This is a genomic window from Dysgonomonas mossii DSM 22836, assembly GCF_000213575.1.
In the GTDB taxonomy this organism is placed as follows: domain Bacteria; phylum Bacteroidota; class Bacteroidia; order Bacteroidales; family Dysgonomonadaceae; genus Dysgonomonas; species Dysgonomonas mossii.
Map to the genome: position 1 here is coordinate 713,039 of NZ_GL892005.1, position 15,653 is coordinate 728,691.

Consider the following 15,653-nt stretch of genomic DNA (forward strand, 5'->3'; position numbering starts at 1 on the left):
ATGACTTTTTTTGACTATCTATTTTTGATAAGTGTTTTTCTTACAGTTGTTTATTATTATCCTGGAGGAACCGAAATATGACTTTTATTTTGACTTAGTTGGTGTAGAAAACGTCTCCTTTTGGTTCTTTGCAACATTACTATCCAAGTAATCGACTATATTTCCATAATCTTTTACTCCAATTTTCTTTCTTATGGAAGATCTTTTCGAAGTAATGGTATTAATGCTTTGCTCCATAATGATGCTTATTTCAGCATTCGTGAAATCTGAATATATAAGGCAACATATTCTAAATTCAGATTCATCCAGCTGAGGAAAGGTTTCTCTCAGCGAATCGAAGAATCCATCGTGTAGTTCATTCATTGTTTGATATAACAAGTCCCAATCAAGACTAGCTTGATTATATACAATTTCATTAAACTTCTTTAGTAGTTTTTCTCCATGCTTCTTCTCATCTTCGCGTAAAAAACCTTCCAGCAGAGCTGATTTCTTTAAGATGTCGAAGTGGTGTAGTAATTTATTTCTGAACGAATCTTCTTTTTTATCGTAACTTTTAGCCATTTGGTTCAATTGGCTTATTTTTTGTTCGGCTTCTAATAATTCTCGACCATTTTTCTGTGTTTTATAATAAAAGAAGAACCCTATAATAAGTGTAGTCAGTCCAAGACCTAATAATATGATAAACAAAAATTGCCTTTGAATTAACAGCCGGTTATTCGTGTTTTTCACCAACTCATAATCATACTTTTTCTGTATATCCAGAATGGCTTGATTTTCATTCTTTTCATAAATATTATAAAGATTGTTGATGCAATCTTTATTGTAGTCTAAAGCGCGCCTAAAATTATTCTTTGATTCTTCTATTTTTGATAAAGATTCATATATTCTTGAAGTTAAAAAAGGCTCATTACTTTCTTTAAGAAAATCTAAAGATTTCTCGAAATAATAAATTGCAGAGTCACTTTTATTTTCACTATAAAGAACCTGAGCTAGAGAAGAATATATTTTAGCCTTAGTCAGACTATTTGAAGCAAAACGAATCGCTTGATTTATATACTCCTTTGATTTATTATATTCTTCTTGATTTTTATAAATTAATCCTATATTTATTCTAATACTTGATTGACAAATCGAGTCTTTTGTAATATCGGCAATTTCAAGCCCTTTTTGATAATAATAGAACGCACTGTCATTTTCCTTTTTCAACAAAAAACTATTTCCTATATCTCTCAGCGAAAAGGCTTCATTCTTATAGTTGCCTGCTTTTTCAAAATAGTTGGCAGCTCTCTTAAAACGAATAAGAGATTCGTCCTGCAAAAGTTCATTGTAATACAAATATCCGATGTGTGATTGAATTAATCCTTTAATGTTGAAATTGTTTATTGTTTGGTCTGCATAGGTTTCGGCCTCCATGTAGGCACTCATAGCCTCCTTGTTCTTTTTTTGATCTTTCAGTACTCTCCCTGTGTAAAAGCAAGCGAGAGTTCCGTTAACCATATCATTACGTTTTATATAATAGTCTTTTACTTTGAAGATTATCGTATCATTCGAAATATCCTTGTTGCTTTTATCTCTAGCCTGAATTCTGAGGAGATTATATTTATTGAATTTCTCTTTATTCAGATTTTCGGGATATAAAATAGAATCTAATAGAGCAAGCGCACTGTCGGGCTTGTTATCTATAAGCGATTCTGCTTCAAAAATATACCTTTCAGCATTTTCTGATCCGGGGTTACATGCAAAACACGTAAAGGCTAAGATTAGAATAACAAATAACCTTATATATCTCATAATTCGTAAACTTCAATGTGAAAACTGTATACTTCTCTATATACAAAGTTACTTTTTATATTTTTTAATCTAACAAATGTTTGTTCTAAAATAGTTAAATTTTCGTTGTGTAGATTAATAATAATAGAATTAAGTAGAGCAAACAAAAAAGGTTATTACCAATTAAGATAATAACCTTTTATATGAGTGCTAAATTTCTATTTTAGGTATGCGTCAAACCAACGGAAGAACTCTCTTTGAAACAGAACTCCATTTTGAGGCTGAGATATCCAGTGGTTCTCATTTGGGTAAATCAGCATTCGAGCCGGAATACCTTTAAGTTTTGCTGCATTGAATGCCATCATACCCTGAGAGGCAAGAATGCGATAGTCAAGTTCGCCATGAGTAATCATAATAGGGGTATCCCATTTATCGATAAACTTATGAGGAGAGTTAGCATACGAGCGTTGAGCAATAGAATTGCTTCTATCCCAGAATGAACCGCCTAAGTCCCAATTTGCAAACCACATTTCTTCAGTTTCAAGATATTGAGCTTCCAAATTGAAGATTCCTGCATGTGCAAGGAATGCCTTAAACCGTTTATTATGATTTCCGGCTAACCAATATACCGAGAACCCGCCATAACTAGCACCTGTGCATCCTAATTTGTCTGCATTTACATAAGGCTCTTTTGCTAAAGCATCAATGGCAGAAAGATAATCCTTCATATTCTGACCGCCATAATCTTTACTGATTTGCTCCAGCCATTCTTGACCAAAGCCGGGTAAACCTCTACGATTAGGTGCTACAATGATATATCCGTTAGCTGCCATCATTTGTAAATTCCAACGATAAGACCAAAACTGGCTCACTGTACTTTGTGGCCCTCCCTGACAGTATAATATTGCAGGGTATTTCTTATTTGGATCAAAGTTTGGAGGATAAACGACCCATGTCAGCATTTTCTTGCCATCGGTAGTCGCTATCCAGCGTTCCTCTACTTTACCCATCGTTAACTGGTTGAGTATATCTTTGTTTTCGAAACTTAGTTCAGTAGCTTCTCCTGTTGAAATATTTACAGAATATATTTCATTCGGTTTCGATAATGAGTGACGAAGTGCTATAAGTTTGTCTCCGGCTATCTCGAATGATTCATAATCATGGTCGCCTTTGGTGATTTGCTTTATTTCTTTTGTGTGGATATAAACCTGAAACAATTGAGTTTTGGCTTCAACACAAGAAACAAAATAAATGCTTTGATTGTCATCACTCCACAAAAGGAAATCGGTATTATAATCGAATGCTTCGGTCACGTATGTCTTTTCTTTTGTAGCTAGATTTATGACAAACATTCTGTTTTTGTCCGACTCATAGCCTTCACGTTCCATGCTTTGCCAAGCTATATATTTTCCATCGGGAGAGAATACAGGATTTATATCATATCCCATCATACCCTCTGTGAGATTTTCGGTCTGTTTACTTTCAATATTATATAGGTAAATATCTGAATTGGTAGACAAAGCGTATTCTAATCCTTTTTTCTTACGGCATGTATATGCGATGGATTTACTATCAGGGCTCCAAGCCAACTGTTCGGTACCTCCAAACGGAAGCATTGGACATTCGTATGGTTCATCGCCAAGAATATCAATTCCATCTGATACTTTTTCTCCATCAAAATCAGCCACAAAGGTGTGAGGTATTTCTTCAATCCACTCAGACCAATGTTTATACATCAGGTCATCAATAATTCGTCCCGACGCTTTAGGCAGATCTTTGTAACGGTCTGTTGTACGCTCTCCGAATTTTATGTTTTTGATGTACATAATTCTTTTTCCGTCAGGAGAATAAGAAAACCCATTAACACCCCCTTCTATATTGCTTATTTGCTTACGGCCGCTACCATCTGGATTCATTTCCCATATTTGAGAAGATCCACTCTCGCTACTCAAGAATGCAATCTTACTACCACCTTTCACCCAAATAGCGTTGTTTTCGCTTTTAGGCGTTTGAGTAATTTGTTTTTTGTCAGAACCATCTACATTCATCGTAAATAGTTCTTTGTTTGTTTTATTCTGTTCAATGCTTACATAAGTCACACCATACAGTATTTTAGATCTGTCCGGAGAGAGTTGAATATCAGATACACGTCCAAAACTATACAATACTTCGGGCGTCATTATTCCGTTTTCTACCTTTACGGAGGCCTTGCCTATGATGGGCTCATCTTTTTCTGTATTTGCCTTCTTGTCGGCAGAATTACATGCTGATAAGACTGCACCTAAAACTAATGCCATAATGGATTTATATTTCATATACTTATTTGTTTTATGGCTTCAAAGGTATTGGTTTTTTGTAATACATACAACTTTAATTGGCCTGTAGAAATCATATATTTATACTCAATTGCATAATTTTTTAGAATTCTAAAATAAGCGTGGCGATTATGAAATAACCGCCACTCTATTAAGTCTATATAAACTGCCTTTTTCTATTAAAGTGTTTTTAGCTTTAAATTACGCCACAGAACTTTTATGCCGCCACCATCATGTATTTGAAGTGCTATGCGTCCTTGCCCTGCACCGATTTTCTCATCATCAAAGTTGACCATCTCTTGTCCATTAAGCCATGTCGTTACTTTATTACCCTGAACGAGTATACGCATAGTATTCCAGTCGCCAACCTTAAGAAACTCTTCTTTCTCTTTAGGTATTTGTATCAACCATCCTCTACCGTACGATTCGTAGATGCCTCCTGTTCCATGACCTTTAGGTGCTACTTCAACTTGCCAACCATTTACTTTCACATCTTCTTCGATAAACGAACGGATAAATACGCCCGAATTACCATCTGCTTCTTGCTTAAATTCAACAGTCAGGTCAAAATTATCATAATATTCGCGAGTAGCTAGATATCCATATTGTTTGTCCGGTCCGCTTTCACATACCAAAAGTCCATCTTGTACGTACCATTTTTCTGTTCCGTAAACGTCCCAGCCTTTCAGGTCCGTACCGTTAAACAGATTTACTTCTTTCAATTTCGCTGGTAGCTCTTTAATCTTTATATTGCGGAACGATGCTGGATATCCATGATCTTGAAGACATAATACACCTTTCTTTGCCAATCCGTATTCTGGAGCATCTTTCCATTTTCCACTATTCTTTCGTTCGAACCAATCATCAGTCCATGCTTCGAATTCTAATATTTTTACACCGTTCAACCAGTGTTCTACATGACCATTGTCAAATACTATTTTCGAATTATTCCATTCCCCCTGAGGATTGACTTTCATTTTTGTTGTATCGGGAATATGCATAGCATAATCTGCACCTAAATCTTGCCAAGCTTCCAGTTTTTCCGCAAAATTAGGGGTGTCTATCAATTGGTATTCAGGGCCGGTAACATACGGAACTTTATATTGCGGTCTTTCCACTACATGGTATAGCATACCACTATTTCCACCTTTCGATAATTTCCAATCCCAAGACAACTCGAAATTTTCATACTGTTTTTCTGTAACAATATAGCCGCTGGCATCGCTACCATCACCTTTTGCCTGAATGCAACCATCTACAACATGCCAAGGCTCAGTGAGCGATGTGCCATTGTAGTCGCGCCATCCATTAAGTGTTTCTCCATCAAATAAAAGTTGCCAACCTTCTTGCTTTTCTTTTTCGGTCAGAGTGTTAGGCTTTTCTCCACCGATGCAGGCTGTAAAAGATACTGCCACAATGGAGCATAGTGTCAGTAGGATTTTAGGAGTCTGTTTTTTAATTGTAAACATCATATTTGATTTTGGTTTATAAATAGGTTAAACTTATCGGTAAAGATAATGAATTATGAATAAAACACTTACTGATCAGTGGCAACACTTCGTATAAATCTGTCTTTTTTGACAAATGGCTAAATGATGCTATGCTATGAAATGAGTCTATAAACTTCTGAATAGTAGATGTCTATATATACATTATTTAGAGCGATTATTTATTATCTGCTCTGTATGCATCCACAGCTTTTTTAACCGAACCATGCAGCAACAGTAAATGCTTTGCTTGCTCATAATCCAGACCTAACTCTTCGGATACCATACGAGTTCCCCTGTCTACAAGTTTAGCATTCGATAATTGCATGTTAACCATTCGGTTACCTTTTACCCGCCCTAACTTTATCATGGTAGCGGTAGTAATCATATTCAATATCATTTTTTGACCCGTACCGGATTTCATACGCGAACTACCTGTAACATATTCAGGGCCAACTATCATCTCTATTGGTATTTCAGCTTCTTGAGCAATAGGCGAATCCGGATTGCTAGAGATGGATGCCGTAAGAATCCCACATTTGCGAGCTTCCCGTAAAGCCCCTACAACGTAGGGTGTTGTTCCTGAGGCTGCAATTCCAATTACTGTATCTTTATCATTTATGCTATGAGCTTGTAACTCTGTCCACCCTGACTCCATATTGTCTTCGGCTTTTTCTACCGGGTTACGCAATGCTGTATCGCCTCCTGCAATAAGTCCGATAACCAATGTTTTTGGCATACCAAATGTTGGTGGAATTTCGGAAGCGTCCAATACGCCGAGACGTCCGCTAGTTCCTGCTCCCATATAGAAAATACGCCCTCCTTGTTGCATTCGGGGTACTATCTGCGAAACAAGTTTTTCTATTTGCGGTATCGCCTTTTCTACAGCTAAAGCTACTTTTTTATCTTCATTGTTTATGTCTGTCAAGAGTTCAAGTACAGACTTGTTCTCAAGATTGTCATATAGCGACGGTTGCTCTGTTATCTTTACAAAAGCCATGTTCAATTAATTATGTATTGTTTGACATTCGCCTGCATAGTATCTAATGAGGCCCTCCATCGGAGACTGAGAGATAATACCTACCTTAATGTTTAAGTCAGTACCAACTTTGCGTACCAAATCTTTATAATAGTATGCTACCGATCCGGTGAAATGCACATCATTGTTTTTGTAATCATATTGCATCACGTTTTTTACAAAAAAATCTTTAAAAGCATTGTATACTAGATCGTATACCGTTTTGTCGTGTATATTTTCTATCAGGAATGGAGATAAGCTTGCCAAAAAACGATTAGCAAGTGGTTGTCTATATACCATATCCAAAATTGTAGCTGGTGTGAGATCAAATTCTTTTAAGAATTTTTCTTTCAACCCTTTTGTTAGCTGGTTTTTTAGACAGGCTCCTAAGAATAAGCGGCCAAGTACGGCACCGCTTCCCTCGTCACCTAATACATAACCCAGAGGTGAAACGTTCTCAACAATCTCTTCTCCGTCGTAAAAGCAAGAGTTTGATCCTGTGCCCAAGATACAAGCGATGCCTTTTTTTGTTCCACATAATCCTTTTGCTGCTGCAACCAAATCACTATTTACTTCAATGTGCGATGTCTTTATGTTATCGGCTATAGCATCTCTTACAATTTTATTCTTTTCGGGGGATGCACAACCTGCACCAAAAAAATGTACAGAATCTATTGTGTGTCCATTGAGGACGGGGTTAATAACTTTCTTTATTTCTTCACTAATATCTTCTTGAGACCGAAAAAACGGATTTGCTCCTTTGGTAGAAATCTGTTTGATCTCTTTAGTACCCTCTACTAAACGCCAATCGACCTTTGTAGAGCCGCCATCTGCTAATAATATCATATTTTAATATAGATTTTCTTTTTATACAATATGTTTCCTATTATCCAATTAAATCCTACAAACAAAAGGGCATATACAAGTGAACCTAGATAATTGCCCAAATAAGGTTGTAGGCAGATTTGGTATATGAAATTTTTTAAATTAATTATATTTCCCTCATACGTAAAAATTATGTTTCCGAGCAAAATAGAAAAAATACCTGCTGCAACATATATAAATAAAGGATTTACACCAAATGATTCAAAAAATGCGCTCCATTTTTTATGCCCTTTTATATCTATGATCCATATCAGAAGAGCGAGCATCGTTGATGCTAACCCACATGTTGCTAGAACAAATGTAGGAGACCATATTTTTTTGTTAATTGGGCAACCGTAACTAAGCAAAAAGCCCAAGAATGTCATTATAGCTCCGATTATAAATAAACGTTGTATTCGCTCGTTATTGTCTTTGGTTGTTAGGAGAATTTCTCCGCAACAGAATCCGATTAATACATGGCAGATTGCGGGTATGGTACTTAATAGTCCTTCGGGATCAATTGCCAAACCACTATCTTTATACATATGATCTGCACCCAAAATAGCTCTGTCCAGAACTGAAATGATATTGTCTTCACTAAAGTCGAAGCCGTTGCCAAATAAGAGCAGTAAGAAATATCCAATGAGTGTAACGACTATGATATAAGGGATATACTTATGTTTTACAAATATAGCTATCAGAGCTGTAGCTCCGTATGTAAGTGCCAGCCGTTGCATAACGCCGAGTATTCGAATATGCTCGAAGTTTGTAATAGCTGTTATAAATCTTTCAAAAAAGCCAATATCTTCACCTGATAGACTATTGAATGTTCTGAATGATAATGAAAGCCAGCCTAATCCAAGTCCGATAAGGAATATAACTACAGTTCTTTTTAGTATTTTGAAGAGTGTAGGCTTGTTGAACTCAAAATTGAATTTTCGTAACGAGATGTAAGTTGATATTCCCATAATAAACATGAAGAATGGGAAAACCAAGTCGGTAGGAGTTAGTCCATGCCATGCTGCATGTCCCAGAGGTGCATATACATAGCTCCACGAACCCGGATTATTTACCATTATCATTCCGGCAATGGTTATTCCCCGCAGTATGTCGAGTGATAGAAGTCTGCTGCTTGGTTTTTGAGTCATTTGTTACTTTTTTTATATTGCTTATAATCAGATGTTATGGTGCTAAAATGTGACAAAAGTGACACTTTTTCAGTATGTTTATATTGTAACCTTTTGCTTTGTAATTTTCAAATTGGTATCTCAAATAACTATTTATATAGATAATATTTTTTTGATGTCTTTTTAAAAGGTTCTGTTTCTTTATACCAAAAATCTTTTATATCATCAAATCTATTATTTTTAGCAAATGTAAGTCTTACATAGTCACTTCCCGAAACTTGGTCAAACATTCTATAGCGTTTATCATTCGCATTGTCGAAAATAGCTTTGTTAGGATATAATTTAGCTATTTCCTGCATCACATAAAATTGTATTTCAGATAAACGAGTTTTTTCATAATTCATTATATGCACTTGTACACCTTCCAGCTGTTCTCCTTGCCCTACAGAATAGAACGGTTTCAGATATATTGGTCTGAAATGTATTCCCGGTAAGCGTAATTTGTTAAGACTATTTGCCAAATCGCTTGCTTTGATCCATTGGGCAGCAAACATCTGGAACGGAATTGTATAACCTACACCGATAGACATATAACCTAATTCTCCTAAGATTCCCGATACAGGATACATAACTGCTGAAATTGGTTGTGGGATATGGGGTGAAGATGGTATCCATTGCAATCCTGTTTGCTCGTATGTCATTTTACGCTTCCAGCTTTTCATTTTTACTACTTGCAGCTTACACTGTTTGCTTAGCATATTCTCTCCGTTTAACAGCAATGCTAACTCGCCACAAGTCAACCCATATACATAAGGTATTTTAAATTGGCTTACAAAGGAAATAAATTTGTCGTCAACCAGTCCGCCTTCAACTTTTAAACCACCCAGAGGATTTGGTCTGTCGAGAACTACGAACTCCACATTGTTTTCGGCAGCAGCCTGCATTGCTAATCCCATTGTGCTAATATAAGTGAACGAACGGCAGCCTATATCTTGTATGTCGTATAGCAGCACATCAATATTTTTAAGCATTTCGGCAGAAGGGAAACGTGTTTTTCCATGCAATGAATATACAGGCAATCCTGTTTTCGGATCTGTTACATTATCTACAGGATCTCCTGCGTGTGCATCGCCTCTTACTCCATGTTCGGGAGCAAAAAGTGCAACTAATTGTACATTCTTTGCTTCATCAAGAATATCAATAGTCGATTTCATATTATTGTCTACCCCTGTAGGATTTGTTATAAGTCCTACACGTTTGCCTTCCAATATTTTAAAGTTTTGCTCTTTTAGAACTTCAATTCCTGTCTTAATCTTTATCTTCTGAGCGAAGGTTGTGAAAGAGAATAGGAATAACAGTGATAATATTATAGATACTTTTTTCATTGTTGATTGTTTTTTATTGTTTTTCAGATTCTTTTTCTGTTGCTTTACCATAATTCGGATTTATTTTCAGTAAAGAAACGGCTATGATAGGAATAATGCTACAGATCATTACCCAAATGAAGAAATGATTATAACCTAATTGTTCTTGAAGCCATCCTGCAAACATACCCGGAATCATCATACCCAATGCCATAAATCCTGTACAGAAAGCATAATGGGCAGTCTTATGTGTTCCTTCTGAAAAATAAATCAGATACAACATATATGCTGTAAATCCGAATCCGTAACCAAATTGCTCAATAAAAATGCAGATATTTATTATTATAAGGCTATCTGTTTGCGTAAAGCTTAGATATAGGAATGTTGCAATGGTAAGCAACATGCTTAATGTCATTGGCCACAACCATTTTCTTAATCCGCCTTTTGCTGCTACAAATCCGCCTATAATACCACCTAGTGTAAGCCCGATAATACCGATCGTACCGTATACCAATCCTACTTCACCTGTAGTTAATCCCAATCCTCCGATATCTTTCGAATCTAATAAGAATGGATTAATCAGTTTAAGTAGTTGGGCTTCAGAGAAACGATATGTCAGCATAAAGAATATTGCTGCAAGTGCTTGAGGTTTCTTGAAGAACGAGCGGAATGTAATTTCAAACTCTTTGAATATAGATTTTGCTGTAATATGTTCGTGTGGCTTATCCGAATCAGGTTTAGGTAACACAACCCGATGATAAAAACTGAAGAACATAAATAACCCTGCTAATACGAAGAACGTAATAGACCATGCAAAAGGAATATTTCCCGATAGTCCCTTATATTCGGCTGAACTAGCAGTCGTTAATTTAGGATCTACCTGAAAAATAAGGTATGCTGGTTTATTCCAGTTACTTTCGGTAAAGGCAAGTCTTTCTCCATGTATCAGTGAAATACTATTGTCGCCTCTATTTATCGATGTATTTAAAACCATCTCTTTCCCATCTTCGGGACGTTTAGATAACCATACAGCAACTAAGGCTATGTTTCCGGTATGCTCAGACTTGGTAACAAATCGTTTTTCGCCGAAGTTTGTTTTTATCCAGTTTCCCAAAGGTTTGGATACATTCTTAGTCCATAAGCTTTCTTCTTTTTCTATAATTAGTGTGTTGGAAGTATGCTCTTTTGCTGTAAATCCATTGTTCTGATTTAATTTTACGACACTATCCATAAAGACCTTGAGGCTATCTTTATTAACTCCATGTGTACCGATTTTTACTACAGCTTCATTTACGATGAAGTGTATATCCCCATCTTGTTCTGTAATATTTTGCACTTCCGGTACAAATAAAGTAGATTGGGTGTATTGGGGTGATGCGTCTATATTTAATTTTAGAGGTTCACATCCTGAAGTGCTTTCCAAAAAGCCGGCAAGAATGATGAGTACTCCTTGCCCCATGATGGTAGCAATACGATAGAATGTACTTCTTATTCCTACGTATTTGGCTTGATCATTAGTATTCAGACCTAACATATAAAATCCATCGGCAGCAATGTCATGAGTGGCAGAGCTAAAGGCTAATAGCCAGAAGAATGCCAGTGTTGCTTGGAAAAAGACGGGTAGGGGAATAGTAAAAGCAATTCCGGCAAACCCTGCGCCGATAAGTATTTGCATGGTCACTATCCACCAACGCTTTGTTTTTAATAAATCTACGAATGGACTCCAGAACGGCTTAATCACCCACGGTAAATATAGCCAACTGGTATACAGAGCTATATCTGTATTTGATATACCCATCCGTTTATACATGATCACCGAAATAGTCATTACGGCAACATAAGGCAGTCCTTCAGCCAGATAAAGCGATGGAATCCACGCCCACGGTGATTTTTTATTTTCTTTCATGGTTTTATCCTTCGTGTAAATTTATTTAATATAACTTTTCAATAGTTGCATCGATATAATAATGCAACAATATTTGATTGTATTGATAGCCTTTTTCACCCATCACTGCAGCACCTATCTGGCAAAGTCCAACGCCATGTCCCCAGCCGGCTCCTGTTAAGATGAATTGATCATCTTTTTTGTCGATAGTAAAAGCGGAACTATACAAGTGAGATTCGGACAAAGTACGTCTGATTTCCAATTCTTTGCCGATGGTCATGGTTTTCTTAGATCCTACAATTTTCAGCTTAGTTAGTCGTCCTGAAGTCCCTCTTTCTATAGGGATTAGTTCTTGAATTGTTCCGAAATCTATACCCGAACGTCTATATGCCAATTCGGATAATTCTGTTTGGCTGTATACTACTTGCCAACGATAAAAGTCGGTTGTTTCCTGATCATAATTATTCAGAACCTGACTCAATATCTTTTTATCTTGCGTATTGCAAAATGCAGAAGGACGAGTATGTATCCATTTTATGGATTCCTGTTCTTGGGTCAGATCAGGTATATCTTGTATACTGTCGTCATCTCTTAGTTTTACCAGGTAGGGGAATTTAGTATCTTCCCAGCAGTTTTGAAACTCCTCGACAATTCCTCCGCAACATTTAGAGAAGCGAGCATCACATATTTTGTTTTCAGACTTTAGTACCTGTCCTCTAGTCTCTTCTATTGCCTGCTTAACGATATCAATATTTGAGTTGGCTCTTGTTATGCCCTGATAACGTTGACAATGGTCGTCTGCGCAAACATCAAAATTAACGTGGTCTTCTCTGTCGTACCAGCGAATTCTTTCATCTTCGGTTTCAATGAAAGTGGTATATTTTTCTTCTTGTGCGATAATCTCGCGATTCTTTTCTATTTGAGCTAAGAGCCAACTGCGAGATATAACTGCATGAGCTTTTAGTAACTCGAGGGAAGCAGTGGCACTCATCTCGGAGGAGATAACACTTGTCAGATAATCTTCTACACCAATGATGTTGATTGCGGTTATCGTATCATTCTCTACTATTAGTTTCAATGCTCCTTGGAATTCTTGATCTTCCTTACGCTCCCAGTGGAAGTTGATACCAATTACTACATCTTTAATAGTGAATGATGCATCTTTATGTTGTGGTTCGAAATATAATTCATCATAGGCGTTTCCATTCCATACAATTTTTCCATCGTTGAAAGAAACGGTGTTTTCTCCAGAGGTTTCTTGTCCTTGGTATAAATAAGCTTGATTGAGAATAAAAGATATTTTTTTATTCCATAAAATACCGACACTTACTTTTGGTTCCATACGCTTTGTTTTATCTTATCGGTAATAGATTGCATTTGTTGACTGTCGATACATATCTCTTTTAATATCTGAGAAATATCTTCTTTCGTAATCTTGTTAAAATCTTTTTCAAGAGGGGTAATAAACACACCTCCCAAGTCTACAGAAGCAGGGCTGATTAGCAAATTTCCTTCTCCTTCGGCAAAGAAGCAAGCCGGACGGTGCTTTTGTCTAGGAAAGATGCAACTGTACCATATATCATTGTCGTACCAAGTGATAATATTCATCATTGGTTCTTTGTCGTCTTCTTTTATCTCAAGAAGGCTATATAGCAGCTTAAAAAAGTCGATGGCTTCTTCTTTATCTTTTGTCTCAATCAAAAAACAATTTCTTTGATAGTTTTTTAATACAGAGACAGATGTTGCCCCGGTTGTATATATTGTTTCCTTTGGTAGGGACTCTATGTCATTTTCTATTGGTAAAAACCCTTTTATTCCTCCCTGAAAGTGGGCGTGGTCAGGTGCCGAAGCACCACATTTAGGTCCATTGTAAAATATAGTATATTCACACAGACTTTTTGCCAGGTCGAGCATATCACCATATCTGTTGAAGATAAGTTGATCGGTATGCTCGTATGTTGGTATTGTAAAGTGTTCGGGGAAAATAGGAAATGGATTTACAAGTATCTGATAGTTTCCGGCAAAGTCAACTCCTCTTTGTTCTTTTGGTAAATTATTAGGACAAAGAAAGCATTTTCTCTCTTGTATAGATTTCGCATCTACTTTTGCCGCAGATGATTGAATACGTGCAGGATTGAATTGAACTCTTATTTTAAATCCATCAAATAGAACCTCTTTTGTTTTTACGCAATTGAGAGCTTCAAAATTTATTCTTGCCAAATCCCATTCTTTCAACTGAGACTGTAACAGTTCTTTTGCTTCTTTAGATGTATGATCCATATCTTTTTATTTGACATCAAAAAATGAGGGCTTTTTCATGAGTAGTAAATCCAACCCTCATTTTTTCAAACTTGTTTAATTACAATTACCTATTGCCTTTGTTAAGGGTAATACGAGCTTCAACTTCCCATGTACGAATTCTATCCTTATATGTATTGTGTGCATTCATCTTCACTATGTCTAATGATGCATCGGAGTTATCATCCCAACGGCGGCAGAGGTATAAGACATCATAGATACGTCCTATTTGGTAGTTGCGTGAAAAATGTAAGCCTAACGCATAATCTTCTCCATAACTGGTATTCGGTACTTTGATTTCTCTCAGAACCGGCGTGTAAAATGCACGTGGAGCACCCAAGCCGTTTATACGCAACGCATTGTTCCGGCCATTGTCAGGCGTCCATTCTTTATGATCTATGATGCCCGGAGGTATCATTTTCATATCGAAGTCGGTAAGCATATATGTTCCTACTACCATGGCGCAGTTTTGTTCGTAGAATGCATCTACTATTTTTTGCAAGGTATTTTCATCAGAATATACATCATCACTATCTAATTGGATGGCAAATTTACCACACTTCGGGTGATGTACACCGGCATTCCAACAACCTCCTATTCCCAGTTCCTTATTTTCGGGAATAACGTGGATAAGGCGTTCGTCTGCAAATTTGTCAATAGCCTCGGTGGTACCATCGGTAGAATAGTTGTCTACGATAATAAGATTGAACTTAAAATTGGTTTTCTGGCTCAATACAGATTTTATAGCATCAGAAATCGTTTTGATACGGTTTCTGACAGGAATTATTACCGATGCCTCGTATTCAAAGTTTACCTGATCAAATTCCACTTTTCGAAAGTTAGGAGCTAAGTATGCACCAATTTTCTTCAGGTGTTCTGTGCATGCTTTTTCCATCTCTATTTGTACTTCCCTGTTTTTTGGATCTACATAGTCAAAAACTTTTTCACCGCTTTTACGGGTGTCGTTTTCTATTTCTGTATATAAATATTCATTTATATGTACAATCTCGGATTGTTGAGATACTTTTAATCGAAGATCATATATTCCTGCAAACTTATATTCTGTCTCCATATCGGCTACAGCTTTTTTCAATCTATCAGACTTGTATATTAATACTGATCCGAAATTGAAATCGTCGCGCAAACTTCCTTTCTGGTATGTGATTACAGGACTGTTTTTCTTTTCGTTATTCGCTATTTGATAATGATCGGCATATACCATTCCTGCACCTGAGTCTTCTGCAATTTGCAACATACGGTCTAAAGCAAACATGCCAAGACGAAGATTCGCAGACTTGGTATAGATCAGTGTATATTCAGCATCGGCTTTAGATACTATTTTCTTTATTGTTGCTGTCGAGCGTAGGGTATCTATATCTAATATATCGCAACCTTCAATGGTTTCTTGATTATCGTTTTCTTTTAGCAGATATATTTTATTTACTAGCTCAGATTCCTTAAGAGATAATACTGTCTCTTTTACTTGACTTACGCTTTGAAAAGGTATAAAACAATTGATCTTCAT

General features: G+C 36.5%; 11 protein-coding genes. All 11 read right to left on the reverse strand.

All coding sequences use genetic code 11. The annotated features are described in order from the left end of the window. Positions 1–84 precede the first annotated feature (84 nt). Positions 85–1,791 carry a tetratricopeptide repeat protein gene (locus HMPREF9456_RS06555; protein WP_006842704.1) on the reverse strand — a complete coding sequence of 569 codons (1,707 nt, stop codon included), beginning with the start codon at positions 1,789–1,791 and terminating at the stop codon, positions 85–87. Positions 1,792–1,988: 197 nt separating this feature from the next. Continuing rightward, positions 1,989–4,067, reverse strand: coding sequence for a dipeptidyl-peptidase Dpp5 (dpp5, locus tag HMPREF9456_RS06560; protein ID WP_245530998.1), 2,079 nt, complete (start codon positions 4,065–4,067; stop codon positions 1,989–1,991). Between the two features lie 197 nt (positions 4,068–4,264). Continuing rightward, complete coding sequence (locus HMPREF9456_RS06565) at positions 4,265–5,557, reverse strand: 3-keto-disaccharide hydrolase (RefSeq protein WP_006842706.1); 1,293 nt, start codon at positions 5,555–5,557, stop codon at positions 4,265–4,267. A gap of 193 nt (positions 5,558–5,750) precedes the next feature. Further along, positions 5,751–6,572, reverse strand: coding sequence for an N-acetylmuramic acid 6-phosphate etherase (gene murQ, locus HMPREF9456_RS06570; protein ID WP_006842707.1), 822 nt, complete (start codon positions 6,570–6,572; stop codon positions 5,751–5,753). A gap of 6 nt (positions 6,573–6,578) precedes the next feature. Next, complete coding sequence (locus HMPREF9456_RS06575) at positions 6,579–7,436, reverse strand: BadF/BadG/BcrA/BcrD ATPase family protein (protein WP_006842708.1); 858 nt, start codon at positions 7,434–7,436, stop codon at positions 6,579–6,581. Further along, positions 7,433–8,602: an acyltransferase family protein gene (locus HMPREF9456_RS06580; RefSeq protein ID WP_006842709.1), complete on the reverse strand. Its 1,170-nt coding sequence runs from the start codon at positions 8,600–8,602 to the stop codon at positions 7,433–7,435. Before HMPREF9456_RS06580 ends, HMPREF9456_RS06575 begins: the two co-directional genes overlap by 4 nt. Positions 8,603–8,730: 128 nt before the next feature. Then, positions 8,731–9,966, reverse strand: coding sequence for an exo-beta-N-acetylmuramidase NamZ family protein (locus HMPREF9456_RS06585; protein ID WP_026177046.1), 1,236 nt, complete (start codon positions 9,964–9,966; stop codon positions 8,731–8,733). 13 nt (positions 9,967–9,979) lie between these two features. Further along, positions 9,980–11,851 carry an MFS transporter gene (locus tag HMPREF9456_RS17665; protein WP_006842711.1) on the reverse strand — a complete coding sequence of 624 codons (1,872 nt, stop codon included), beginning with the start codon at positions 11,849–11,851 and terminating at the stop codon, positions 9,980–9,982. Between the two features lie 25 nt (positions 11,852–11,876). After that, positions 11,877–13,172, reverse strand: coding sequence for a SpoIID/LytB domain-containing protein (locus HMPREF9456_RS06595; protein ID WP_006842712.1), 1,296 nt, complete (start codon positions 13,170–13,172; stop codon positions 11,877–11,879). Further along, the gene (locus tag HMPREF9456_RS06600) at positions 13,157–14,110 is read right to left on the reverse strand and encodes a DUF4922 domain-containing protein (RefSeq protein WP_006842713.1); all 954 of its coding nucleotides are present in this window, start codon (positions 14,108–14,110) and stop codon (positions 13,157–13,159) included. Before HMPREF9456_RS06600 ends, HMPREF9456_RS06595 begins: the two co-directional genes overlap by 16 nt. An 85-nt stretch (positions 14,111–14,195) precedes the next feature. Further along, positions 14,196–15,653 carry a glycosyltransferase family 2 protein gene (locus tag HMPREF9456_RS06605; protein WP_006842714.1) on the reverse strand — a complete coding sequence of 486 codons (1,458 nt, stop codon included), beginning with the start codon at positions 15,651–15,653 and terminating at the stop codon, positions 14,196–14,198.

Bases quoted from the DNA above. Each gene is read 5' to 3' on its own strand.
- HMPREF9456_RS06555 (WP_006842704.1), bottom strand. From the start codon at position 1,791: ATGAGATATATAAGGTTATTTGTTATTCTAATCTTAGCCTTTACGTGT.
- dpp5 (WP_245530998.1), bottom strand. From the start codon at position 4,067: ATGGCATTAGTTTTAGGTGCAGTCTTATCAGCATGTAATTCTGCCGAC.
- HMPREF9456_RS06565 (WP_006842706.1), bottom strand. From the start codon at position 5,557: ATGATGTTTACAATTAAAAAACAGACTCCTAAAATCCTACTGACACTA.
- murQ (WP_006842707.1), bottom strand. From the start codon at position 6,572: ATGGCTTTTGTAAAGATAACAGAGCAACCGTCGCTATATGACAATCTT.
- HMPREF9456_RS06575 (WP_006842708.1), bottom strand. From the start codon at position 7,436: ATGATATTATTAGCAGATGGCGGCTCTACAAAGGTCGATTGGCGTTTA.
- HMPREF9456_RS06580 (WP_006842709.1), bottom strand. From the start codon at position 8,602: ATGACTCAAAAACCAAGCAGCAGACTTCTATCACTCGACATACTGCGG.
- HMPREF9456_RS06585 (WP_026177046.1), bottom strand. From the start codon at position 9,966: ATGAAAAAAGTATCTATAATATTATCACTGTTATTCCTATTCTCTTTC.
- HMPREF9456_RS17665 (WP_006842711.1), bottom strand. From the start codon at position 11,851: ATGAAAGAAAATAAAAAATCACCGTGGGCGTGGATTCCATCGCTTTAT.
- HMPREF9456_RS06595 (WP_006842712.1), bottom strand. From the start codon at position 13,172: ATGGAACCAAAAGTAAGTGTCGGTATTTTATGGAATAAAAAAATATCT.
- HMPREF9456_RS06600 (WP_006842713.1), bottom strand. From the start codon at position 14,110: ATGGATCATACATCTAAAGAAGCAAAAGAACTGTTACAGTCTCAGTTG.
- HMPREF9456_RS06605 (WP_006842714.1), bottom strand. From the start codon at position 15,653: ATGAAGATCAATTGTTTTATACCTTTTCAAAGCGTAAGTCAAGTAAAA.